At 54.9% G+C, this 25,783-nt stretch carries 12 protein-coding genes; 6 read left to right on the forward strand and 6 right to left on the reverse strand.

Translation table 11 applies throughout. The features are described from left to right. Window positions 1-287: 287 nt before the first annotated feature. Genes rbr through QGT73_RS10545 form a run of 3 tightly spaced genes read right to left on the reverse strand, consistent with a single transcriptional unit; the run spans window position 288 to window position 5,694 of the window. The gene (gene rbr, locus QGT73_RS10535; RefSeq protein WP_123618085.1) at window positions 288-872 is read right to left on the reverse strand and encodes a rubrerythrin; all 585 of its coding nucleotides are present in this window, start codon (window positions 870-872) and stop codon (window positions 288-290) included. Between the two features lie 56 nt (window positions 873-928). Further along, window positions 929-2,668: a hypothetical protein gene (locus QGT73_RS10540; protein ID WP_280122412.1), complete on the reverse strand. Its 1,740-nt coding sequence runs from the start codon at window positions 2,666-2,668 to the stop codon at window positions 929-931. A gap of 38 nt (window positions 2,669-2,706) precedes the next feature. After that, on the reverse strand, window positions 2,707-5,694 hold the full coding sequence (locus QGT73_RS10545) for a tetratricopeptide repeat protein (protein ID WP_280122413.1): 2,988 nt from the start codon (window positions 5,692-5,694) through the stop codon (window positions 2,707-2,709). Window positions 5,695-5,795: 101 nt separating this feature from the next. On the opposite strand from QGT73_RS10545, the gene QGT73_RS10550 reads away from it, so the two are divergent. After that, a complete protein-coding gene (locus QGT73_RS10550; protein WP_280122414.1) occupies window positions 5,796-8,096 on the forward strand; it encodes a patatin-like phospholipase family protein in 2,301 nt (766 codons plus the stop codon). A gap of 356 nt (window positions 8,097-8,452) precedes the next feature. Here QGT73_RS10550 and QGT73_RS10555 read toward each other — a convergent pair whose 3' ends face one another. Beyond that, on the reverse strand, window positions 8,453-10,453 hold the full coding sequence (locus tag QGT73_RS10555; protein WP_425278396.1) for a leucine-rich repeat domain-containing protein: 2,001 nt from the start codon (window positions 10,451-10,453) through the stop codon (window positions 8,453-8,455). After that, window positions 10,363-11,739: a leucine-rich repeat domain-containing protein gene (locus tag QGT73_RS10560; RefSeq protein WP_280122416.1), complete on the reverse strand. Its 1,377-nt coding sequence runs from the start codon at window positions 11,737-11,739 to the stop codon at window positions 10,363-10,365. The genes QGT73_RS10555 and QGT73_RS10560 overlap by 91 nt, the downstream gene beginning before the upstream one ends. 801 nt (window positions 11,740-12,540) lie before the next feature. Here QGT73_RS10560 and QGT73_RS10565 point away from each other — a divergent pair. The 4 genes from QGT73_RS10565 (at window position 12,541) to QGT73_RS10580 (ending at window position 19,439) form a co-directional block, all read left to right on the forward strand. After that, window positions 12,541-14,742, forward strand: a complete 2,202-nt coding sequence (locus QGT73_RS10565; protein ID WP_280122417.1) for a rhamnogalacturonan lyase — start codon at window positions 12,541-12,543, stop codon at window positions 14,740-14,742. A gap of 84 nt (window positions 14,743-14,826) precedes the next feature. Then, entirely contained in the window at window positions 14,827-16,068 is a 1,242-nt protein-coding gene (locus QGT73_RS10570) for a M16 family metallopeptidase (protein ID WP_280122418.1), read from the forward strand. A gap of 205 nt (window positions 16,069-16,273) precedes the next feature. After that, complete coding sequence (metG, locus tag QGT73_RS10575; RefSeq protein ID WP_280122419.1) at window positions 16,274-18,316, forward strand: methionine--tRNA ligase; 2,043 nt, start codon at window positions 16,274-16,276, stop codon at window positions 18,314-18,316. 97 nt (window positions 18,317-18,413) lie between these two features. Then, entirely contained in the window at window positions 18,414-19,439 is a 1,026-nt protein-coding gene (locus tag QGT73_RS10580) for an asparaginase (protein WP_123618078.1), read from the forward strand. A gap of 582 nt (window positions 19,440-20,021) precedes the next feature. Here the strand turns inward: QGT73_RS10580 and QGT73_RS10585 are convergent. Continuing rightward, a complete protein-coding gene (locus QGT73_RS10585; RefSeq protein ID WP_280122420.1) occupies window positions 20,022-24,515 on the reverse strand; it encodes a pectinesterase family protein in 4,494 nt (1,497 codons plus the stop codon). A gap of 315 nt (window positions 24,516-24,830) precedes the next feature. Here QGT73_RS10585 and QGT73_RS10590 point away from each other — a divergent pair, with 315 nt between their 5' ends. Next, entirely contained in the window at window positions 24,831-25,751 is a 921-nt protein-coding gene (locus tag QGT73_RS10590) for a DMT family transporter (protein WP_280122421.1), read from the forward strand. Window positions 25,752-25,783 lie beyond the last annotated feature (32 nt).

Genomic DNA, 25,783 nt, shown 5'->3' on the forward strand with positions numbered 1-25,783 from the left:
CAACCCGACGCAGACCTGAAAATAATGCTCGCCGATGCATCTGAATCGCCGCCGGAAGAAACTGAAAACTGATAAGGGGGCTTGTCCTATACAAAAAGTTAGCCCAACTTCTATATTTCAAGAAGTTGGACTCGACTTTTTATGGTTTAGCGGACAGTAATAATTTAGAAGCCTCAAAAAGAAACAAAAGTTTTCAATCTTTATGTAAAGCAATTGCATTACAAGGATTGAAAACTTTTGTTTCTTTTGTATCTTTCAGGACTTTTGTATCCTAAGAGTTATCGTGTTTATTCCATATCCATTGCCTTGTAGTGACACTGGGGATGGTCACAGGCGGGACATTCCATTGGAGGCTCGGTGCCTTCATAGATGTAGCCACACACCATACACTGCCACTTGATGGGCTCGTCACGCTTCCACACGGTGCCCTCCTTGACCTGCTTGAGATAGGCCTCGAAACGCTGGCGGTGATGCTCCTCGATGTCGGCAATGGCGTTGAAGTGCTCGGCTATTTCAGCGAAACCCTCCTTCTCGGCCACCTTGGCGGCGTTGCGATACTGCTCTACGCCCTCCACCATCTCCTCATGAGCGGCGGTGGCAAGATTGGAAGCGGTGTCGCCTATCACGCCGGCGTCGACATTGAGCTTGCAGCCCACCGAGCCGCCTTCAAGAAACTTGAAGAATACCTTGCCGTGACGCAGCTCGTTGGCCGCAGTCTCGGTAAACACTTCCGCGATGGGAAAATATTTTTCCTTCTCGGCCTGTGAGGCATAGTAAGTGTAGCGCGAATAGGCGGCCGATTCACTCATATAGGCAGCCACAAGATTGGCTTCAGTCTTGGTGCCCTTGATGGATTTTTTCTTGGTGCTCATATCGTAATGTTATTTTGTTAAGTCTACGATATAAACATCCCCGCGAGGGCAAAGGTTCAGAATTTCAGGGCCGCGCCTATCATGCCGTTCGCGCTCTGCACGGGACGTCCGCCGATGTAATAGCTTTTGCGTCCCAGGAGGTTTTCGCCGTGCACAAAGAGGGTCAGCCTATCGGTGGCGGCATAGCCTGCGCCCAGCTTGAGATTGCTTACGGCTCCAAGTGACACGCGTGTGAGAGGATAGATGTCAAATCCGGCCATATCGACTGTCTCGGGGGCATACATATAGCATGCTCGTCCGCCGCGGAACTCATAGCCGAGCGTGACGGTGAGCTTGTCGACGGGACGCACCTTGAGCTCGGCCGCAGCTATGTGGCGGGCACGGTCGCGGTTGTCATACCATGCGCGGTTCCACTTGGATGGAGCACCCTCATATGACGCGCTCACTGCAAAAGTGCGGCCGTTGTCATAACCTATGCGCGCTCCGTAACGGTAACCCTTGATGTCGACGCTCTCCCACACTCCTCCGGCGGGATAGATGCCGCCCATAACGGGCATAAGCTGGTCGTCAGCCTTGGCATAGCCGCCAAACAGCTCGATGGTGCCGCCGAAAAACGGACCGAAAGCCACCTTGGCGTCAAAGGCATAAGGCATGTGGCTCGGACGATAGGCGAGCGAGCCGTTCATGTAAGGCGAGATGTCATAGAGCGAGGCAAGAGTGTTGAGCGTCGAGCCACCGTAGGCTTTCAGTTCGATGCCGAGTATCTGCAATCCGTGCCAGGCAAAGGTCACGTCGGGAGCCACGCGTATGGTCTTGCCCGAATTGACGGCAAAGTCCACATCGGCACCTATGCGCAGCGTTGTGGCCGATGTACGGTTCTCAAAGTAAGGGGTGACGGTCACGAGTCCCGTGGTGCGCGAGCGCATCAGTGTGGCGTCCTCGTCATAGAACGGGAGCGTGGCCACATAGTGCTTGCCTGTGGCAAGGAAGTCGGCCGACAGGTCTACGCCCACATGTGACGTGCCGCCGGTCTCGAGGCGTCCGCCAAGAGTGACGCCGAGCAGATTCTGCCGGGCGGGCTCATATCCGTTGTAGGGGTCGGTAATGCCCTCAGTCACCGGTTTAAGCACCGGGAAGTGGGGGTTGTAATATCCGAAATGTCCGTAACGCAGACCGGCTTCATAGTCAAAGCCCGAATGTCGGCCTGACAGGCTCACCGAGGCGTTGACACGCGAGGTGGACTGAGAGAAGCGGCCTCCTTCAAAGGCGGACATGTCGTGAAATCCGTAGGTGTAGTCGAGTCCGGCCTCGAGCGACGAACTGCTGCCGACGGTCTGACGGAGGTCGAGACCGAGCGAAGCGGTGTGGTCGTGCCACGTGGTGCCTGTGCGCTTGTACACATCACCGTTATACTGTCCCCACAGGTTGAGACGTGTCTTCTCGCGGTCGACTATACGGTAGCCGGCCGATATGTCACCCATAAAGAGCGGACCGCCGATGCCAAGGTCGAAATATCCGCGATAGGGCGAGGTGTATATCTTGTCGCCCCACGCCACGGGATCGAGACGGGCGAAAGAGTTGGGCACCCGTGTGGTCACCACCTTATTGCTGTAAGCCAGCGAGGAGGCGCGCACGGGCGAAAGCGTCACCGTGGGGAGCACGGCTATACGCGAAGCCTCGCGGCGCGAGGGGGTGATCTCCTGCTCGACGGTTATATCCTTATGTAATTCCTGGCCCATGACACTCCCGGAGAAAAAGAGAGCGAAAAGCGAGGATAAGATTGCTGTTTTTTTCATTGGTCTAAACTATAAACTTTAAACTTTCATCTCTCTCATCAGAGTCTCGCATCTATCATCTGGAAAATGTCGGCCTCTGAGCCGGGATAGTTGGAGCGGAGCGACTTGAGATACTCGTTGGCCTCAAACTCGTTGCCCTCCTTGCGCAGTATGTCGCTGTAGAGCACAAATCCGCGCGCCAGCCAGTAGCTGTGGGGAGTGTCGGACGAGATGAGCGCGTCGGTCACCGTCTTGGCCTTGGCTGTCTGGCCGCGGTCAAAGAGCGACTGGCCCATATAATAGGCACTCTTGGCTCCGTAGAGTTCGGATGTGTTGGAGGCAAGCGACGTCCAGTCCTTGTAAGCCTCGTCGTGATGACCGAGACGGTCGTTGGCCATGGCGCGGGTGAAACGCACCTCGGCCATGTCGGCGGGCGAGTTGGCGGCCGTCGAGGCCAGCAGTTTGTCGGCGGCGGCCACCGCCTCGTCATACTTGGATAGGTCCATGGCCGTGCGCATCATGCCCAGACGGGCGTCGCGCAGCATATTGGAGCCCGAGGCATGGCTCTCGAGTTCGAGGAATGAACTGTAGGCAATCTCCGTCTTGCCCAGCTCGCTCTCTGCCTGAGCCTTGATGAGCAGGGCATCCTCGGCCACTTCCGAGTCGGGATGACTGAGCAGCACCTGTGTGGCATAGGTCTGAGCCTCGGAGGCCTTGCCTTCGTTCCACGCGGCGTCGGCCAGATAGTAGAGAGCCGAGGCACGCGAGGCTCCGTCGGGATAATCCCTGACATAACCGAGCAGCCCCGTGGTGGAGCCTGAGTTGATATAGGCGTTCTCGGCGGCCTGATAAGCACTCTCCTCGAGTTCTGACGCTTCATACTTGGGTGCATTGGGCACCGAGGCGAGAAATGCCACAAACTCGGGCAGACGGCCATCGGCGGCATAGAGCTGCTTGAGGTCGTCGGCGGCTATGCGCGCCTCTTCGCTTGAGGGGAAGGTCGTGATGACCTGCTTGTAGGTGTCGATGCCCTTGGAGCGGTCGCCGGTGTTGATATACGTGATGGCAAGCTGGAGATAACCGTTGCGGCCGGGGGCCGTGCCGGCATACTTGCCTACGAGTTCGTTGTAAGTCCTGATGGCCGCCTTGGTGTCACCGAGTGCCGACTGGCTCTCGGCTTTCTCGAGCAGAGCCTGGGGGAGCAGACCCGACGAGGGGAAACGTGACACGAGATTGTCGATGGTGGCTATCTTGGACTGATGGTCTTTGAGCAGACCTTTCATTATGGCATACTGATAGAGCGCGTAGTCGCCCGAAGCCGAATTGAGGTCATAGGCCTTCTTGTATTCCGACGCAGCCGCCTCGTATTGTCCTATATAATAGGAGCAGTCGGCCATGCGGCTGTAGGCGTCGGGAAGCATCGAGGCGGGGAGTGAGGTGCCGCGGTCGAGCAGCGTGATGACGTCGGAGAAGTCGGCCATCGCCTCCTTGTAACGCTCCTGGGCAAAGCGGGTGTAGCCGAGGTCATAGCGGGCAAGGGCCACGTCGGAGGTCTCACTCTCGGGCGTGGCGTAGAGATAGTCGAGATATGAGCGGGCGGCAGCGTCATAGTTGCCGCGGGTGTAGTAGCAGTCACCGAGCCACATGTCACACTGGCGGGCTATCGAGGCGTCATATCGCGAGAGCGAGCGCGCTTCGGTCAGGTGGGTTATGGCGTCGGCCACACGGCCCGACGAATACTCGCGCGTGCCGAGCACGAAGAGCACTCTCTGCTTGGCCTTGAGCATTTCGGCCGATGGATTTTTGACCTTGTTGATGGCGGCGAGCGCGCCGGTATAGTCGTTGTCGCTCATATAGCCGGTGACGATGTAACGCTGCACATCGGCACTGTAGGGCGAGTCGGGATACTCGCAGAGAAAACTTTCGAGGAGCGACACCGAGTTGCCGAAAGGCACACGGCCGCCGTCCATGCGGGCCACTGCATAATTATAGAATGCCGTCTCGCGCACCTCGCGGTCATAGTCGACCTTATAGGCGTTTTCAAACGCCATCAGAGCCTGTGACTTGTCGCCGCGTTTCAGATAGGACTGGCCGAGATAGAGCCACGCGCTCTGCTCCATGGCCGAGTGTGAACCGATGGCCTGCTGGAAGAGCTTGACCGATGCGTCATAATCACCCTTCTCATACTCGCTCACGCCGAGTATATAGAAAGCCGACGGAGCCGGATTGGCGGCCTCGGCACAATATTTCCACAGATAGGGCACAGCCTCGGAGGCCCGTCCCAGATTATAGAGCGACTCGCCGGCTATACGGTTGCACTCGGGGGTGAACTGCGCCACACGGCCCGAGGCAAGCAACTGACGGGCCAGAGCGAGACTCTTGTCATACTCACCCTGAGCGAAATATATCTGCGCTTCATAGTAGGGAGCCGCACAGGCCGGCTCGACAGTGGTGTCGAGTCCGCGGAAATACTGGAGAGCCAGCGGATAATCGTTTTTGGTATAAGCTATGTAACCGAGATAATATCGGGCGGCGTTTTTCCACTCGGGCTTGCTCTGGAGAGTGCGGAAAAGCGAAGCCGCAGCCTCGGGCTCGCCAAGCATCAGATAGGAATAGGCCTGACGGTAATTGAGCTCGTCCTGCCGATAGGAAGTGAGGGCGAGAGGGTCGACCTGACCATACTCAGTGAGAGCTTCGGCATACTGTCCGCGGTTGAAATACCAGTCACCCACCATCATCATCACATCGGTGCGGCGGGTCGACACGGGATATTCGCGCAGAAAGTCGCGCAACACATCGGGCGCGGAGGCATCGCCGAGCCCGAGCAGGGCACGACCCGTGTAATACAAGGCGAGCTCGCGCTGCTCTGCCGTCGCGGCAAGTTCGCGCAGATGTGACATCTGGTCAAGACATCCCTCGAAGTTGCGGTCGTCACACATAAGAATGGCTCGCTCGAGATAGCCCCGGGCATCAGGACTGTTTATCTGAGCCACTGTACCGGCACACGCGAGTGCGCAGGCCGCTGTAAGTATGAGTGGTCGTTTCATTTATATTCAATATGTTTATTTTGCAAAATTACACCTTTTTTCTAATCTATTGTCCATCTTGGATTGTTAAATTGTATAGATTCACATTTCAACTATTGTTTATGAGAAGGATTGGTTTACTGTTGCTGTTTATCGCAGCGTTTTTTCACGTTTACGCTTCGTCATCCGGCGGCAAAGTGGGCCTCGTGCTCAGCGGCGGCGGGGCCAAGGGCATCGCGCACATAGGTGTGATACAGGCTCTGGAAGACAATGACATACCCATCGACTACATCACCGGCACGTCGATGGGTGCTATTGTCGGCGGCCTCTATGCCTCGGGCTTCACTCCGGCCGAGATGCTCGCTCTCATAGCGTCGCCCGGATTTGCCGAATGGTCCACCGGCCAGATTGATCCCGATTACCTCTACTACTTTCTCTCGCAGGAACAGACCCCTTCGCTCGTGCGCATCAATCTCGGCAAGGACTCGACCAGCATCAAATCGGTGCTGCCGATGAGCCTCATCAACCCGATACCGATGAACATGGCCTTTCTCGACATATACAGCCGCTACACGGCCCAGTGCGGCGGTGATTTCGACCGTCTCTTCGTGCCGTTCAGATGCGTGACATCCGATGTCTATGCCAAACATAAGGTGGTGCTCGGCAAGGGGTCGCTGGCCGACGCCGTGAGGATGTCGATGTCGTTCCCCATGGTATTCGAGCCTATCGAACTTGACGGGGTGCCCATGTATGACGGCGGCATCTATGACAATTATCCTGTCGATGTGATGGTCGACGAGTTTGACCCGCCTAAACTCATCGGCGTGAATGTCGGCTCGAAGGACGCGCCCCCATCATCGCGCAACCCCATGTCGCAGCTCGAGGAGATGATCATGCAGCCCAACCCCTACCCCTTTCCCGATGACAGGGGCGTGAACATACGCATCGACCTTGACGAGTTCGGCCTGCTCGACTTCGGAAAATATCAGCAGATATATGACATAGGCTATCGCCGCGGGCTGGAGATGATTGACTCCATACGTATGAAAATCAATAGTGTGGCTCCGCGCGACGAGGTGCGGCTCCGGCGCGATGCCTTCAAGAAGGCCACTCCCGAGATGAAAATCTCGCAGGTCAACGTCACCGGTGGCACCGAGGCCGAAAACGCTTATCTGAAATCGCTCTTCACTCCTCCCAAGGGGGAGAAGACTCTGACGTTTGACCAGGCGCGCGACGCATATTACCGCGCCATCAGTTCCGACAAACTCCAGAATTTCGTACCCACACCCGTCTACAATCCCGCCGACTCGACCTTCACCCTCAACTACAAGGCTGTGGTCAAGGAGAACTATACCGTAGGCATAGGGGGCTACGTCTCATCGTCGACCAACAGTATGCTGTTCTTCCACACCGGCTACAACACTCTGAGCTTCAAGTCGCTCAACGCCAACATCAACGGATGGCTCGGACAAAGCTATCTGGCCGGACAGGGCGAGTTTAAGGTCTATTACAACACCCGCCGACCCTCATCGCTGACACTCAGGGTGGTAGGCTCGCAGCTTAAATATCACGAGACCGAAAAACTGTTTTATGAAATCAAAGAGCCCGATTTCATCAGACGGTCGGAATTTTTCGCTCAAGGCTTCCTGACCATAGGCCCGACACTGCGCTCACGGCTGGACATACAGCTCGGCTGGGGCCATCTCACCGACCGCTATCACAGCGACCTCGGAGACGTGACCACTCTCGCCGGACGCGACAAGGGTGTGTTCAACTTGTGGCAGGCGGCTCTGAAATGGGAGCACAACACTCTCGACGACACAGCCCTCCCCTCGGCCGGCTCACGTATCCATGCCATAGCCATGGGGGTGACGGGCAAATATCGCTACACCTCCGACAATCCGCTCAAACCGGGGGCCGGCTGCAACGTCAACTGGGTGCAGCTCGACATGGGCGCGCTCCACTACTGGCAGCTCGGACGGCGTCTGGCCATAGGCACCGGAGCCCGCGCACTGCTGTCGACCCGCAAGCTGCTCCCTACCTACGAGGCAAGCATCGTCGCGGCCGAAGCCCTGCACCCCACCCCGGCGAGCTACAACCTCTTTACCCGCGCGCTCAGAGCCAACTCGTTTGCCACCGTGTCGGTCGAGCCGGTGTGGAAACTCTCCGACTCGTTTCAGGTCAGAGGCGCGTTTGACGGCTTCCTGCCCCTGCGTCAGATACAGCCCGACACCGATGGCCCGGGAGCACACTACGGCCGATGGCTGAGCGACCCGGAATTTTTCGGCGAACTGCAGCTTCGTTTCAAGCTCCCGCTCGGAAGTGTGAGTGCCTATGGCAACTACACCACAGGCGGTGTAGGCTGGAACTTCGGCATCTCCATCGGCACCTACATCCTCGCCCCCCGCTTCCTCGGCAACTGACATCCCACCCACCTGACCCCAACGCCGGGCTGACATGACACCCCCACCTGTGAACGCCACAGCGTCGATACTCCGTCATGTCAGCCCGTTGTCTCTATTATTGCTTGGCAGTGTGTATTTTTATACTTAACTTTGCAACTACATTTTCACGTGCTTCTATTTTTTTTTGACACACAACCATGGTGTACTACCTTATTAGTACACTAAGACAGTAGTATACTAAGATAGTATCATAATATCCATTGAAAACTAAATGTGAAGTGCCCCCAAAAAGTTGGACAGATAAAACATTATCCTGTCCAACTTTTTGGGGGCACTTCATTTTGAAACAGCCTCCGGAATTCAGAGGGGAGGCATTATCTCAGATAGAACTTCCTACCCTTGCTCACGACGATGATGCCGTGTGCGTGGCGGATGTCGACTTTGCGGCCCATCAGGTCGTAGCAGTCGTCGGGGTCGAGGGTGTCGGCCTCGACCTCACCGATTGCCGTAGAGATGTCCGGGGTCGTGACGATGCTGCCGTCGGCATACACAAGGTCTCTGTCGGCAGTGAATCCCTTGACAGCATAGCGGTAGCGGGTATCGGGGCTGAGTCCGACGATGCGGAGTGTCACCATGCCTGCAGCAGAGGCCATGGCCTTCTGCTGGGCGAGGTTGCCGTCGCCGTCGAAGATATATGTACCCACAGGCTCGTCGTCGACCCCTTCGCGGACAATCGAGCACTCGACCTCATAGCTCGTCACCTGTGCGGCGGCACTGATGCCGGGATTGACGGGAACCTCAATCTCAATGCTGCTGTCGTCAGCCCTGACATCCACGTCTATAACAAGGTCGTCGATGATGTTGGCACCTGCCCATACCTTGGAGTTGAGATAGGCATCCTTGCATCCCACGGGCACATGCACGGTGTTACCGGTGAAATTGTCAAGATTACCCCCCGGAGGGGTCGATGCCCAGCAGAGTATCTCTACATCGTTAGGCAGGTTGAGGAATGTGGGATAGGCCCCTGAATAGAACGACTTGAAGGTCGAGGGGAGGCTGATGAGGCTCAACTGCGCCCCCTCCGAGTCGGAGTACACATAATAGCCCGCACCGGTCACGCCCTCGGGTATTATCAGCTGCTCGAGTTTGGGACAATAGTCTACGGTCTGATAGGGCAGGTATCCGAGATTGTGCGGGAAGACCACCTTGCGCAGTCTGGAGCATCCACGGAAAAGCCTCGGGCCTATTGAGCTGAGGACCTCGGGCAATGTGACACTCTCCACACCTGTCCCCGAAAATGACATCTCGCCCAACGAACTGATGCCACCGGCAAATTCAAGATCGCGTAACCTCGTGTCATTGGCAAACGCATACTCCCCTACCGAGGTCTTTCCCTCTCCATCGAGAAATGTGACCTTATCGAAAGCCATCCCGGCGAACACATACGGCTTGATGTCACTCCCTGCCGGAATCTCGAGATTGCGTACAAGCTCGTCGCCGACATAGAAATCTATCGCGGTATTCTTGGCATAATGACCTGGAGTGTAGTTGTTATGGAACGTGCATTGCAGATAATCCTCCACACTGGAGACAGCAACTTCGGCGGGAACGGCATCACTATGTATAAGTATATTATTAATCACATCGTTAATTTCCAAGCGTTTCAGCCAGGGAGCATTTTCAATCGTGAGGTAAGGCAGACCGCAATCAATCTTTATCACGCCCTTCCTTTCGCCAAAACCGACCATAACCCTGGATATCGTACAAAAGTCATAGTCTCTACGGTCCTCGGCAACCGATACTATCTCAAGCTTTTCGAGATTGGGAAGATTCTGGAATGTAGCGTCACGAGAGCTTAATTTCCCTATGACCAGACATTTCAAATCAGGGCAATCCATCAGAGTGGCACCAAAATTACATCCTTCGGGCACTTCAAGAGAGTAAAGACCTGAATATGAAAATGCATTATTTTCGACCTCTGTGACATTTGTGAGGTCAAATTCACGCAGTGACAGACAACCTTTGAAGGCCTCACTGCCAATAGTGGTTGCACCCGGAATATTAACCTCCTCGAGAGAGATGCAGTCAAGAAACATTCTGCTCCCTACTGATGATAACCGAGGCATACTGACACGCCTCAGCGAGCTGCATCCACGGAATAGCTCGCTGTAACCATATCCATCTTTCACATCTGCAAGCGGAAAATCAATCTCCTCGAGAGAGGTGCAATCTTTAAATTCACTATTGCCTGCCAAAGTCTCGAGCTTTGGCAGTGAAACACCCTTTAGAGAACTACAACCCGAGAAGACCTCCGTTTCCACGGCAGTGACATTCGGGAACTCGATATATTCAAGAGACTTACAACCCTTGAACATATAGCCGCCAACCTCAGATGTTCTGTTTTTTTCGAGACGGTCACCTCCTTCAAATTCTCACATCCCTCGAAAGTGCCCCAGAATTTCGGAGCACCCGCTCCAATCTCTACACTCTCCAATGTAGGAATATACGAGAAATCCCATCCGAATTCTGTTGAACCTGTGCTATCTGCAATTTTCAGCCTCTGCAGATTCGTGGTGCGTTGGAGAGCATCATTCGCTCCTTTAAAGCTTGGGGGTATTGTCAGCTCGGTCAGAGGAGAGTCGCCGATATACAGTTCCACGCGTTTGTCATAAACACTCAGATGCTTGCCGAGTCCTCTATACTCATTGAAAGCCGGGGGGAGGGCGAGAAGCATCTCCTCGGTCGGGTAGCTGAGTCTGGCAAGATTGTAGCAATCGGCGAATATGGAATTGGCATTGGCTGTACTTTGTCCATTAAATCTCTGTTCGTATGTGGGATAAGTCGCATTATCAGCTACAAAACGTGTCACGAGCGACTGAGGAAACGAAAATTCGGTGAGGCGTGTCCCGCTGAAGGCACCACCACATATCAACTGAACGCTCTCGGGGCAGTCGAAGGCACTGATTCTCGTACCTGAAAATGCATTGCCTCCTATAATCTTCAGCATCGGGGGGACGGTAATATTCTGGAGCGATGTACAGCCATTGAAAGCATCCTCAGGTATCAGCGTGACACTTTCGGGTATCTCGACTGTCTGCAGTGCGGTACAACCATAGAATTTAGGGATATAGTTTATCCCCTGCGGGAGGGTGATGTCGACAAGTGACTCGCAATTATCTATTGAAAAATAGAAATCACACTGTCCCTCGACCACGACTTTGGTCACGCCGAGATAAGACATGCCGACAGCCGTACCCTCGGGCACAGTGAGCTCACCGAGGGCCGGGAGATCCTGCAGGTATCCTCTGACATTTTTGACTCCGTTGAAATCGAATGACTCGATATACTTGCAGTTACGGAAATCAATCCGGCGCATATTGACACCGAGTGTCACGGCCTCAAGGTCGACACGGTCTTTGAACGTTGACATCTCCTTGACAGGCACACCGTCCACCTCGTCGGGGATGACAAGGTGCTCGACATAGTCGGCATCGACCAGCATCAGATAGGGTGCCTTGCCTACATATTCGTTACGCTGGTCAAAATAGAGGCCATCCTGCGCGACCGTATAGTACACGCCGTTTGGCGATGTGTCGGCTGCCGCGCCCAACGGGATACAGGCGGCGACGGTACACATCAGTAACTGACTGATTCTTTTCATGTGTGAAAATGTGTGGTTTTTACATGCGCCCACACTCCCCGCCGAACGCACTGTGTTGTGATGGCTTCAGGTCTATAAAAATGAAAGACGTGGGAGTCTGTTATCGTCACTTATCCCCCGTTATAGGCTCTCGCATGCCTGCAAATAAGGATAAGCAACGCAGAGCCCACGCCGATATGGATATACCAGTCTGTGCACCAACGCATGCCCCGCAAGCGGGGACATGGCCGATGCAGACATGTCGATATAGACATATCCATGGACATCTATCGTTGCTGAAATCCTGTATTGTGCAGATGAATTTGCGAGATTCATAACGGCAGGATCTTAGCGTTGATAAACGCCTTCCAAATGTATGTGCTACTCCCCACACCCCAACCGACCTCCGGCAGCCTGCTTAAAGCCAATACGGAGGTCACTTCGGCGAGGGTTTCAGCACTGCAAATATAGTGTTTTAGATTGTCACTGCAAAATTTTTAACATCTCATTCCGTCTGCCCCCCTCAACCGCCACTTGACGATATGTGTACCCCCGCATGGGGAGGCGCGGTGTCCGGACTCCCATGTGGGGGCCGCATACCAAACATAATCCCATACATCGAGGAAAGCCACGAGGCTATTAAGACCATGAGGCAGTTCAATTACGACACAGCCTCTTGTTATCCAACCGCGATACTGTATACAATAACATTACGCTAAACTCCAAACTCTACACTATCCTTGCCCGATTATGATATTATACGTAACTTTGCGGAGTGATATTCCGAAATATCCGCCTTGAATATTATCATAGAAAGACTGAATGAACAAAATAATTTTAAGCATGGCTATGGCCGCGACCATATTCACAGGCCGGGCAGCCACGCCTCAGGCTGAATACCTCGACCGAGGTGTCGTAGCCGTCAAGACCGACGAGGGTGTATTTGTTTCGTGGCGTTCGCTTGCGCGCGACGGCAAGGACACGACTTTTGACGTATATCGCGACGGCGTCAAAATCAACGACACCCCAATCACCAAAGTAACCAATCTCACCGACCCGGCCGGAAATGCCGGAGCTAAGTATGAAGTAAAGGCGGTCAAAGGCTCCACCATCACCAACACCGGCTCATGTGAGGCCTGGGCCACCCCCTACATGAAAGTCCACCTCGACCGTCCGGAAGGAGGAACGGTAAGCGCGCAGGACGGCTCACATGCCAGCAATTACACATATACACCCGATGATGTGTCGGTGGGCGATGTGGACGGCGACGGTGTGTATGAACTGTTTGTCAAATGGATGCCTTCAAACGCTCAGGACAATTCAAGGAGCGGCTTCACGGGCCCGACCATCATAGACTGTTACCGACTTGACGGCACCCGACTGTGGCGCGTCGACCTGGGGCACAACATACGCTCGGGCAACCACTATACGCAGTTCATGGTATATGACTTTGACGGCGACGGCTGCGCCGAGATGATATGCAAGACCGCACCGGGCACCAAAGACGGCAAGGGCAACCGGGTGTTGCTCGGCAATGACAAGCCGACCGACGACTACCGCCATCAGACCGACGTACCGACCAAGAGCCTCGGACGTCCGCTCGGCGGCTCGGAATATCTTACATGCTTCAGCGGCAAGACCGGCGAGGCTCTGAGCACTATCCCCTACCGTCCGGCCTATGATGACGTAAGCACCGACATCTGGGGCGACAATTACGGCAACCGTTCGGAGCGTTATCTGGCCGGCGTGGCCTATCTCGACGGTCTTCACCCCTCGGCAATCATGTGTCGCGGATATTACCGCGCCGCATTTGTGTGGGCCGTTGACTTCAGAGACGGCAAGCTGCAGGAAGTGTGGCTCCATGAATCAAATATACCCGGACAGGGCATCTGGGGCGAGGGCGCGCATTCGCTCACCATCGGTGACGTGGATGGCGACGGCAAGGACGAAATAATCTATGGCGCAGGCGCGCTCGACCATGACGGCAAGCTGCTCTACCGCACCAACCCCAACACTGACAAGTCAGAGGGTCACGGCGATGCTCTCCACCTGGCCAAGATGCTCCCCGACCGCGAGGGGCTCCAGGTGTTCATGACCCACGAGGATACCAAGCCCCATTATCCATTCGACACAGAGATGCGCGACGCTGGCACAGGCGAAATCATCGACTCTCTGCCACAGAGCGGCCGTGATATAGGCCGTGGTCTGGCTGCAAATGTCCTGGCAGCTTACCCGGGCTATGAATACTGGTCGGCTGCCGGCCGCGAAATCTACAACTCCGGCAAAGTCATCGCAAGAAGTTATCCGTCAATCAACTTCCGCATCTACTGGGACGGCGATCTGCTTGACGAGTTGCTCGACGGCACACAGGTGACCAAGCCGAATGATAATTTCAGCCATATCAGGACTCTCGTCGACTTCAGACAATGGAGCAACGCCGCCTCATGCAACTGGACCAAGAAAACACCCAATCTCCAGGCCGACATCATGGGTGACTGGCGCGAGGAGGTGATACTCCACGACCACGAGACACAGAGCGACCTGCTCATATTCACCACCACTATCCCCACCGGCTACAAACTCCCCTGCCTGATGGAAGACCACCAGTACCGCATGGCCATAGCGTGGCAGAACACCGCTTACAACCAGCCGCCCCACCTCAGTTATTCGCCCGAGGACAGCTATGAGACGCGACCGGTCATAGTAGTACGCAGCGGCGCACTGTCACAGCCTATAAAAAGCGGTAAAGCCATAGAACCGATAACACTAACCGTGCTACGAGCCACAGGCATCTCAGCGACGGAACTACCCGAAGGATTCTGCTGGACCTATGACGCCAACACCAACGAAGGCACCCTCACAGGCATCCCCGTGAAGGATGGCGAGCACAAAATCGTCCTGACCACCACCGGTGCGGCCGACGGCGACAACACCACGCTGACAATCCCACTCTCGACCAACAACGACAACCTCAACCGACACAAGAAATCCAAGCGACCCAAACGCCCCGGCCACAGAAAATAAAGGTTTGAACGGAGTAAACTTTAAACTCCAAACTTTAAACTCTATATTGTCCATGAGCGCGAAATGTCTTAATTTTGTGGCCTCATGGACATCAACGAGCAGCAATATCATTACGCCACACTGTCGGGCGGACTGAGAGTGGTGATGCACCACCGTCCGGGGAGCGTGGCCGAACATTGCGGTGTGGCCGTCAAGGCCGGCAGCCGCGACGAATCGCCATGTCATTACGGGCTGGCGCATTTTGTGGAACACACCATATTCAAAGGCACCCTGCGCCGTCGCGCCTGGCACATACTCAATCGCATGGAGCGAGTAGGCGGAGAGCTCAACGCCTATACAACCAAGGAGGAGACTGTGGTCTACACCACCTATCCCGCCGGATATGTGGAGCGGGCCATCGATCTGGTGGCCGACCTGGTGGAGAATTCACAGTTTCCCACCGCCGAAATCGACCGCGAGCGACAAGTGGTGGCCGATGAGATAGACTCATATCTCGACATTCCGGCCGAGGGGATATTTGATGACTTCGATGAACTTGTCTTTGAGGGTACCCCTCTGGCACACCCTATCCTTGGCAGCCGCGAGAGCATCGACCGGCTCACCTCCGACGTGTGTCGCCGTTATCTGCGCGATTACTACCGCCCGGACAACATGGTGTTTTTCTACTCCGGCCCCGAGAAGCCCGACAGGGTGATACGTCTGGCCGAACGGTGTTTTCACCACCGCATCGCCGACATGCCGGCCGAATCGGGGATTGGCTCCGTAGAGGCATTGGCTCCGGCGGGACGGTTTGACACCGTGCGCGAAATCGGCACCCATCAGGCCCATACAATCCTCGGTACACGTATTCACGACATGTTTTCACCCGACCGTTATGCTACGGCCCTGCTATCCAATATGCTTGGTGGTCCGGGCATGAACTCGCTGCTCAACGTGGCCTTGCGCGAACGGCGCGGCCTGGTCTATACGGTCGAGGCGTCGACAGCCCTCATGACCGACACCGGCCTCTTCACCATATATTACGGCTGCGACACCACAGATGTGGAGCGATGCCGACGCCTTGTCTCCGACATCATCGGCCGACAAGCCTCCGACACCATGAGCCAAAGACAGCTCGATGACGCGCGCCGCCAATATATAGGGCAACTCACACTCGCGTCGACCAACTCCGAGCAACGCGCCCTCAACATGGCCCGCTCCACACTGCTGAGGGGGAGTGTCATCCCCTCGGCCGTACACCTGGAGCACATACGCTCGCTCACGCCCGACGACCTGCGCGAAGCCGCCTCACGTCTCACCACACTCTCGCGCCTTACGCTCGTCTGAGCGAACGGATGCCGGGCTGTCGGATTTTCGCTCCGTAATGGCTGAGGGGTGCGATAATGTCGAGTGGGTGTGAAAATTTCAGTTTTTATTCATCTGTTTCAGATTATTAGGTTTAATTTGAGACTTTTGTTTCTTTTGAGCTTATGAAACTTTTGTATCTCCTGAAACTTTTTGCTAATTTTGCGACATTAATAAACATAAAGTAATGGAAAAGAAATTCAAGCGCACACTTATCACCACCGCTCTCCCCTATGCCAACGGCCCCGTGCACATCGGCCACCTTGCCGGCGTGTATGTTCCGGCCGACATTTACGCACGTTTTCTCCGCCTCCGCGGCGAGGACGTAGTGATGGTGGGCGGCAGCGACGAGCACGGAGTGCCCATCACCCTGCGAGCCCGCAAGGAGGGAGTGACACCCCAGGAGATTGTCGACCGCTACCACGCCATCATCAAGGATTCGCTCGGCGAGCTCGGAGTGTCGTTTGACATCTATTCCCGCACCACCTCGGAGCTTCACCATCAGACAGCCTCCGAATTTTTCCGCCGCCTCTATGACAAAGGCGAGTTTACCGTACAGACCGCCCTTCAGCCCTATGACGAGAAAGGCGGCGAATTTCTGGCCGACCGTTACGTGGTGGGCACCTGCCCCAAATGCGGTAACGAGCACGCCTATGGCGACCAGTGCGAGGCATGCGGCTCGTCGCTCAACGTCACCGACCTCATCAATCCCTGCTCGTCACTGACAGGCGAGCCTGTCAAGATGCGCGAGACCACCCACTGGTATCTGCCCCTCGACAAATGGGAAGAAAAGCTCCGCTCATGGATCATCGACGGCCACAAGGAGTGGAAGACCAACGTGTATGGCCAGTGCAAATCATGGCTCGACGGCGGTCTGCAGCCCCGCGCCGTGAGCCGCGACCTCAACTGGGGTGTGCCCGTGCCCGTGGAAGGAGCCGAAGGCAAAGTGCTCTACGTATGGTTTGACGCCCCCATCGGCTACATCTCCAACACCAAGGAGCTGCTGCCCGACTCATGGGAGACATGGTGGAAAGACCCCGAGACACGCATCATCAACTTCATCGGCAAGGACAACATCGTGTTTCACTGCATCGTGTTCCCCGCCATGCTCATGGCCTATGGCGACAACTTCCAGTTGCCCGACAATGTGCCCGCCAACGAGTTTCTCAACCTCGAGGGCGACAAAATATCGACCTCGCGCAACTGGGCCGTATGGCTTCACGAATATCTCAAGGATATGCCCGGCAAGCAGGATGTGCTGCGCTATGTGCTCACAGCCAACGCTCCCGAGACCAAGGACAACGATTTCACCTGGGCCGACTTCCAGGCGCGCAACAACAACGAACTGGTGGCCATCCTCGGCAACTTTGTCAACCGCGCCGTCGTGCTCACCCATAAATATTTCGGCGGCGTGACACCCGTGGCCGGCGAGCTCACCGACACCGACCGTCAGGCCTTGGCCGACATCAAGGCCGCCATAGCTGCCGAGACCGAAGCCATCGAGACCTTCCACTTCCGCGAAGCTCTCAAGCAGGCCATGGAGATAGCCCGTGTGGGCAACCGTTACCTCCAGGAGACCGAGCCGTGGCGAGTGGCCAAGACCGACATGGCCCGCACCGCCACCATCCTCAACATCGCGCTCCAGATCTGTGGCAACATAGCCATCGCCTTCGAGCCGTTTATCCCCTTCACTTCGGCCAAGCTCGCCAAGATGCTCGGTCTCGACAGCATGAGCTGGGATAAACTCGGTGGCTCCGACCTCGTCGCCGACGGTAAGGAAATCGGTCAGCCCGAACTGCTCTTCGAGAAAGTCGAGGACGCTACTATCCAGGCTCAGGTGCAGAAACTGCTTGACACCAAAAAGGCCAACGAGGCCGCAGCATGGCGTCCCGAGCCCCAGGCCGAGGATGTGGACTTTGACACTTTCTGCCGCAGCGACCTCCGCGTGGGCACAGTGCTCGAATGCATCAAGGTACCCAAGGCCGACAAGTTGCTCCGCTTCCTCATCGACGACGGCATGGAGAAACGCACCATCGTGTCGGGTATAGCCAAGTATTACAACCCCGAAGACCTCGTGGGCCGTCAGGTGTGCTTCATCGCCAACCTTCCGCCCCGCAAGCTCAAGGGCATAGAGTCACAGGGCATGATACTCTCGGCTGTCAACAAGGACGGCTCGCTTGTGCTCATATCACCCTCGGCTCCCACCGCTCCCGGCGCGAAAATCGGATAAAACCCTCTATATAATTAGTAATTAGCAATTAGCAATTAGTAATTGCTCAATTGTTAATTACTAATTGTTAATTACTAATTACTAATTAATTTCCGAGATGGCTCCTCGCATCCTTATCATCTATACCGGCGGCACCATCGGCATGATCGAGAACCCTGAGACCAAGGCTCTCGAGCCGTTTGACTTCACCCATCTTATGGACAATGTGCCAAAAGTCAAGATGCTCGACTATCATATCGACAACATCCAGTTTACCCCCATCGACTCGTGCGACATGGGGCCCGAAGGCTGGCGCGAGATAGCCCTGGCCATTGAGGAAAACTATGACAGCTATGACGGGTTTGTAGTGCTCCACGGCACCGACACCATGGCCTACACGGCTTCGGCCCTTTCGTTCATGCTGGCTCATCTTGACAAGCCCGTCATCATCACCGGTTCACAACTGCCCATCGGAGAGGTGCGCACCGACGGTGAGGAAAACCTCATCACCGCGCTCCAGATAGCCGCCGCCACCAACTTTAATGGTGACCCGATGGTGCAGGAAGTGGCCATACTCTTTGAAAACTATCTGTGGCGCGGCAACCGCTCCACCAAAATGAGTGCCGACAACTTCAACGCCTTCAAGAGCAACAATTATCCCGAACTGGCCCGGATAGGACTCGGCATACACTTTGAGGAGAAGGCTCTCCGACGCCCCAACGAGCGACGCCCGCTTCACGTCACCACCACCATGGACCCCAACGTGATGACGGTCGACCTCCATCCCGGCATGACACGCCACACTCTGCACCATGTGCTCAACACACCGGGCATCAAAGGTATAGTGTTGCGCACCTATGGCGCAGGCAACGCTCCGACATCGGCATGGTTTCTCGAGGAAATCAAAAATTGCGTGGCGAGCGGAGTGGTGATAGTCAATGTCACACAATGTGTCAACGGCGGTGTGCACGCGCGCCGTTACGTATCGGGCGACCGACTGGCCAACTGTGGTGTCATCTCGGGCCACGACATGACTTCGGAAGCCGCAATAACCAAACTGATGTATCTCTTCGGTCTCGGACTTACCCCCTCGGCCGTCGCTACCCGCTTTGGCGTCAATCTCTGCGGAGAAGTGACGCTGTAGCCTCTGCCTCTCTCCTCTCCCCCCCATCATACGCTTTACCTGACATTACCGAAAGCTCTGTATTAACTTTTTACATATTTTAACACCAAAATCACATTCTTTTTGTTGAACCATTCCATCCCAACGGTTGTTTTAATAATACCGTATTCACATTTTTAGTGCCATGTTCCCGCCTGACACCAGGCCCTCTACCAAACCTAAAAACTACTTTTTCAAGCCTTATTTTTTACTTTTTCAAGACAGAACCTACATGGAAAGTTTAATTTATGATTTCTTCAGCTATGAGTCTACCATAGCAGCTAACGAAACATCAGCCGCTCCCGCACAGGATTTTACCTCTGACTGGGCACCCGGACAATAAGAGTGAGTTATTAAGAGGTTGTTTAATAACACCCTCTAAGTACCCTCTAAACGACATCAGTAGAAAAACTGACAGGGATGTGTCGACTGACGCATCCCTGTCAGCTTTTTTTTATATGGAGTGGCGAGTCATAATTCGTCCCGGGCCGAAAAAAGGTCAGCCTGCAGCGGGGATGGACCCGATGCAGGCTGACTTTTCAAATTATCAGTATCGCTGTCGCGTTACTTCACGATGACCTTTGTGGTGACGGTCTCGCCCGAAGCGAGAGTGTCGACCTTGACGAGCACGCCGGGGGTGTTGGGAGCCACACGCATGCCCTGGAGGTTGTAATATACGGTTGACACTACCTCTGCATCGCTGTAGATGTTGTCGATAGCAGTCTGAGAGCTTGCCTCGACAGCCTCGCCGAGACCACCCATCTCGTTGGAGGCACGCACTGAATAGACAGCAGCGGTGCGGGCTCCGACCTCAGGCTCAACGGTGTAGGAAGGCTCGGTGGTGAAACCAATCACCTTGCCGTTCTTGCATATGGCCCAGCAGAGCACGTAGTCATTGTCATCCCAAGTGAGAGTGTTGCCGTCGATGGTGACATTGGAGGGTGCGGGAGCCTGTTCGGCAATCGAAGCGGGATCCCAGTCGTCGTCGCCGCCCATCACACGTGCGTAGGAGTGGAAATCGGCCTCTTCCTTGGTGAGCACGGGGTTGTTGGCGTGGGTATCGGCAAAAATCTTCTTGCGGTCCTTGAGGTCGATTACTGTGCCTGAGGCTGTGGTCGAGTTATACTCGGCGAAGCGTGCGGGCCATCCGCCCGACATCTCATTCCATCCGGCAGCCGAAGGCTTGACGGTCATCTTGGTGTCGATGAAGAGGGCGATCGGTGTGCCGCTGCCCCAGGGACGTCCGAGGGTATACTTGCCGTCGATGCCCGACATCTCGCCTACAATCTCGCAATCCTTGAATATGTAGCCATACTGCTTGGGCTTGGAGGGCACGGCGATATAACCGCCGTCGGCACACATCTTGAGGATAACGCCGTTGTAATACACGTCACCCTTGCCGCAGAGGAAGTCGGTGCGGCCGCGCAGCACGCCGCCCTCAAAGTAGAAGCGGGAGTTTTCGTTGTTGGACACATATGTATCCTGATAGCCCCAGAGACATACATCCTTGCAGATGGTCTTGTCGGACTGGTCGTTAAGCTCGATATCGCGGCCGCGAGAGTCGCCCATGGCACTCTTGATGGTGAGATGCTGCATGTAGGTGCCGGTAGCGGTCTTGGAGAGCTGTATGACATCGCCCTTGCCGATGCCCTCGAGCACGTTGGCCGCACCGAAACCGTTGTTGCCCTCAACGCCGGGCACGGTGTTGGTTATCACGACACCATCACGGCTCTCGCCGATAAACGAGAGATTGGGGGTAGTGATGTAAGTGGTGGGGTCGGGATATGACTTGCCGTCACTGCCGGTCTTGGTGGCTGTGGTGCTTGCAGGGAGCTTGTAGTTGCCGTCGTGGAGGAAGATGCGGAAACGCTTGGTCTTGTCATCGCGCTTGCCGGCTGCCTCGATGGCTGCAAGAAGCTCGTCGACATTCGACACCTCGGCGTCATAGCCGCCCTTGGCCACAACGGGACGGGTCTTGGTGGTGAAGCTGATGGTGATAGCCTTATCCATGGCGTTGTCGGTGAGGTCCATCACACTGCCGGCTGCAAGCGAGAACTTGTAGGCTGTGGCATAGGTGAGGTTTTTGTACTCAAACATCACTGTCTTGCCGGTCACCGTGGGGGTGAGGCTAAGATCACCGAGCGATGCGGTGACACCCTCCTTCACCTTTACCTTCTCGTCAAAGGTAAGTACAATCTTGCCGTTGATCGAAGCTGTCTCGGAGCCTTCGGCGGGAACCTGCGACACGAGTACGGGAGCAGTGCCGTCGTCAATGAGTTTGGCGGTGCCCACGATGTAGCTCGCACCGAGAGCTATACCGTCGTGGTCGGATTCTGAACCGCCGACCTCCGAGGTCTTGTCGGCAATCCAGCGGATGTAGAGAGCCTTCTGATTGTTGGCTTCGGCGGGGAAGGAGAATGTGGCATCGGTCCACTTCTTGGCACCCTCGATGGTGATTGTGCCGAGCGACTTCCAGTTCTCGCCGTCGAGCGAGTATTCCACATTCTGCTTGGTGTAGGCATTGTAGTTGAAAGTCATGGCGGTGATTATCTGAAGGTCGGTAAACGCCTCGGCGTTGACCATAGTCTGCCAGTAATAGTCGCCAAGACCTGTCTCGCGCCAGTTGACGGCGGCGGGACGGCCCTCATAGCCTCCTGCGCCAAACTCGCTCTTGTCGAGCCATCCCTGGATGTCTCCGTCCGCATTGCGCATCACGAGAGCCACGGCGTCATTCTCGGCGGCGGCAAAGTCGGCTGCACGGCCGTTGTTGCCCGACTGCATGAAGTCCCAGCCCACTATATAGTCGACAGCGTCATAGTTGGCCACGATGTCGGTGTGGTCGCTGTCCATGGTCACGGTGATTTCGCTCGCGCTCTGACCGTCGGCCCAGTTGGTAAACTTGACAATGGGGTTGCTTACTGCGGTGAGGGTTACGGTTGCGCCCTCCTCATACATGTTGCGGCCGTCGACCGCTACGGGAGCGGGAGAGAGCTGCACCTGATAGTCATTGGCTCCGCCCGACACGGTGTAGGCCAGCTCGTAGGTGTTGATAGCCTTGAAGTTGGCAGTCAGTTCGGCGGCAGCGTCTATAGTGTAGCTGAAGCTCGGCTCGGCCGACACGACCTTGCCGGCGGCATCGGTCCAGTTGACAAACGCATAGCCGAAGTTTTTCTCGGCAGTGAGTTTCACGGCTGTTCCGGCCTCGTATTCGTCAGCTTTGGGATAAACGGTCACATTACCCGCAGCGGCAATATTAGCCGAAGCCGAGAAAGGATACATTGTCACCTCCTGGGTCGTGCCGTTGAGTATACCGTTGATGCGCACGTCGGAGTACATGCAGTCCTTAGTCGTGCCATATCCGTTATTGAGCACAAGATTGAATCCTTCGCCCGATGTCAGTGCCTCCTGCTGTGCGGCAGTAAGAGTATATTCATATTTGGTTGTATACGACGCTGAGGATCCAAACTTGTCGGCACTCTGAGTCTTATTGTTTCGATGGGGTGTAATAGTGCTGAATGTCACCGATTGACCACCGGGCACAACACCCATAACACTGACTGCATTCTCGGCACCGTCGGTTCCATTGCGTGCGATATAGAAACTTATACTTGTCGGAGTAAACTCAAGGCCCTTGGCCGGTTTCAGACTCCATGTCACAACATCCGACTCACCCTTGGTAGAGTTAATGCGCACAAATGTGATGTCGGGACACATTGTTGTAGAACCAAGACCCTTGTAGGCACATACTCCCATATCAAAGGCCTTCATGGCAAAACCGTTGTCGGGCGTAGCGGTCACTTCCTTCTCATAGTCGGCACTGTTGAATGCCCAGACCACCGAAGCCTCGGTGTTGTCAAAAGTGGCTCCGGCCGATGACTTGACCACGGGAAGCACTACCTGGATGTAACGATAGTAGGAACCGGCCTTGCTTATGACGAGAGGCACGCTCTCGGCCTTGCCGGCACATGTAAACGATGCATTGCCGCCGTTGACTGTCATGGGCTGGCCGTCGACGGTCGACTCGGTGGCACTGTATGACTCGAGCGAGATAACGGCTCCGTCGCATGAAGGCACGGAGAAAGTGGTTCCATCGTTCATCTGACACCAGTCATTCCAGTTGGCATTGGCAATCTTGCCGCCGTTGTTGGTGTCGAAGGGGAGCTGAACGTCGATAGTCTCGGTGCCTATCTTGGCCTGGGCAACCCAGAAGCCGGTCACATTCTGAAAACCGACTGTGGGCGCACCGTTCTGACGCTGGAAATCCCACTTTATGGTCACAGGCTCGGTGCGGTCGGCGAGAGAGACGGTGTTGTTGACAAAAACGGGGGTGAGTGTCATATCGCCGGATACGGTGACAACCTCTCCAATCTCATAGGTGCGGCTTCCGTCCGACCATCCCACAAGAGTCTTACCCTCTTGATATACAGTATAATTGGGGGGGGTAATAATTGTCTTGCCTATCTCGACCTTCTCGGGAGCGGGCACTATGCCTGCATCGGCATATTCACCGAGACTGTAAGTCACGGTAGCGTCCTCGACAAGTTCGGGGGGGTCGACAGCCTCGACGGCAAAGTAGGGAGTATAGCTGCCACCCGACACTGTGAGAGTGGCGGCACCGCCCTTGTAGATAAACGATGCGATGTTGGCAGTCTTGTCATTGTGATAACATACGCCGGTTTTGGTGTTGAATGAGCCGACAGTCTCGCTGCCATTCCTGACAGCGACATCTCCGCCCCAGGCACATGTGCCCATAGAGATTTTCACAGGGCCTTCGACAGCTATGGTCGAGGAGAAATTGCCCCAGCCATGCTCATTGGAATGAAATTTACCGCTCAACACGATGTTGGCGGCGGCGTCATCGGCTGCCACTCTTGAAGGAGTGCCATCATCAGCGATGACAAACCCCATTGACAGCTTTTCATTCTGGACTCCCTCCTCCGCCGTAAGATACGCGGCATTGGTCAGGTCAATCCTGATGTCCTTGAACTCCGCACGGGCCGTCTTGACACCGACGAGGCATGCGAGCACAAGGGCAATCCTAAAAATTTTCCTTGTCATGATTTTGAATTAGTGATATTAGATTTTGATAAAAACTTGTTTTTCGACAATAATATAGTTGAGCGTTACGTACTCGGAATGTTTTTCATGATATAATAGTACACTCGATGCAAAGATAAGAGTTTTTCGGTGCATAGCCAACTAATCGATAGATATATTTTGAATTACAATAATTATTTTACCCTTTGCCCGATATGATAGAAAAATTTTCTGACACCCTTATCCGTCATTTTTGACAATAAGAAAATAATCATTACATTTGCATAGAGTTTAATACCAATCATCAATCTTACAAAACTAAAAGCACGTTAAGCCATGGAAACAAAACGCGTTTCCGCCAGGAATAACCTTTGGGTCTATCACATCTTCGCACTGTTTGCAGTGACAGCCTGGGGGTTGTCATTCATAAGCACACGTGTATTGCTCGACAGCGGTCTGCACCCTATCGAGATATACATCTACCGCTCGACAATAGCATATGTCGCGCTTCTTGCCATATGTCACAAACGCATTCTTGCCAATAGCTTCAAGGACGAGCTGCTGTTTGTGTTGTGTGGCATCGTGGCCGGTTCGGTCTACTTCATCTCGGAAAACATCGCGTTGCAATACACCCTCGTGAGCAACGTGTCGCTCATCACCTCCATTCCCCCGCTGCTCACGGTGCTGCTCGTGGGTGCCGTCTACAAGACCGACCGCCCCGGACGCGGGGCCTATGTCGGCTCGGTGGTGGCATTTATAGGTGTCGGGCTTGTGATATTCAACAGTAGCTTCAACATGAGTATCAATCCGCTGGGCGACTTCCTCGCCCTCCTATCGGCCTTCTGCTGGGCCATATACGGACTGCTGCTCAAACCGCTCAACGCCCACTATGACGCACAGTTCATCACGCGCAAAGTGTTTTTCTACGGCATACTCACCGCCCTGCCGTTTCTCGCTGTCGAGCCCGAGATTGCCCCGATAAGCATACTGTTTAACGCCAATGTGCTCTACAATCTGTTGTTTCTGAGTCTGATATGCTCGCTTGGAGCCTTCCTGGTGTGGGCCATCACAGTCATAAAGCTCGGAGCCGTCAAGGCCTCCAACTATCTGTATTTCCAGCCGGTGGTCACTCTTATCTTCTCGATGCTCATACTCCACGAGCAGGTGACGATAATCGGCGGCACCGGATGTGCCCTCATCCTCCTCGGCGTGTGGCTCTCGGACTATCTGCAACGCCTCCAGTGGAAAAAATCATGATATAGATAAACCAAATCACACAATACTTTATA

Origin of the sequence: Duncaniella muricolitica (genome assembly GCF_910574735.1) — a bacterium.
GTDB lineage: Bacteria > Bacteroidota > Bacteroidia > Bacteroidales > Muribaculaceae > Duncaniella > Duncaniella muricolitica.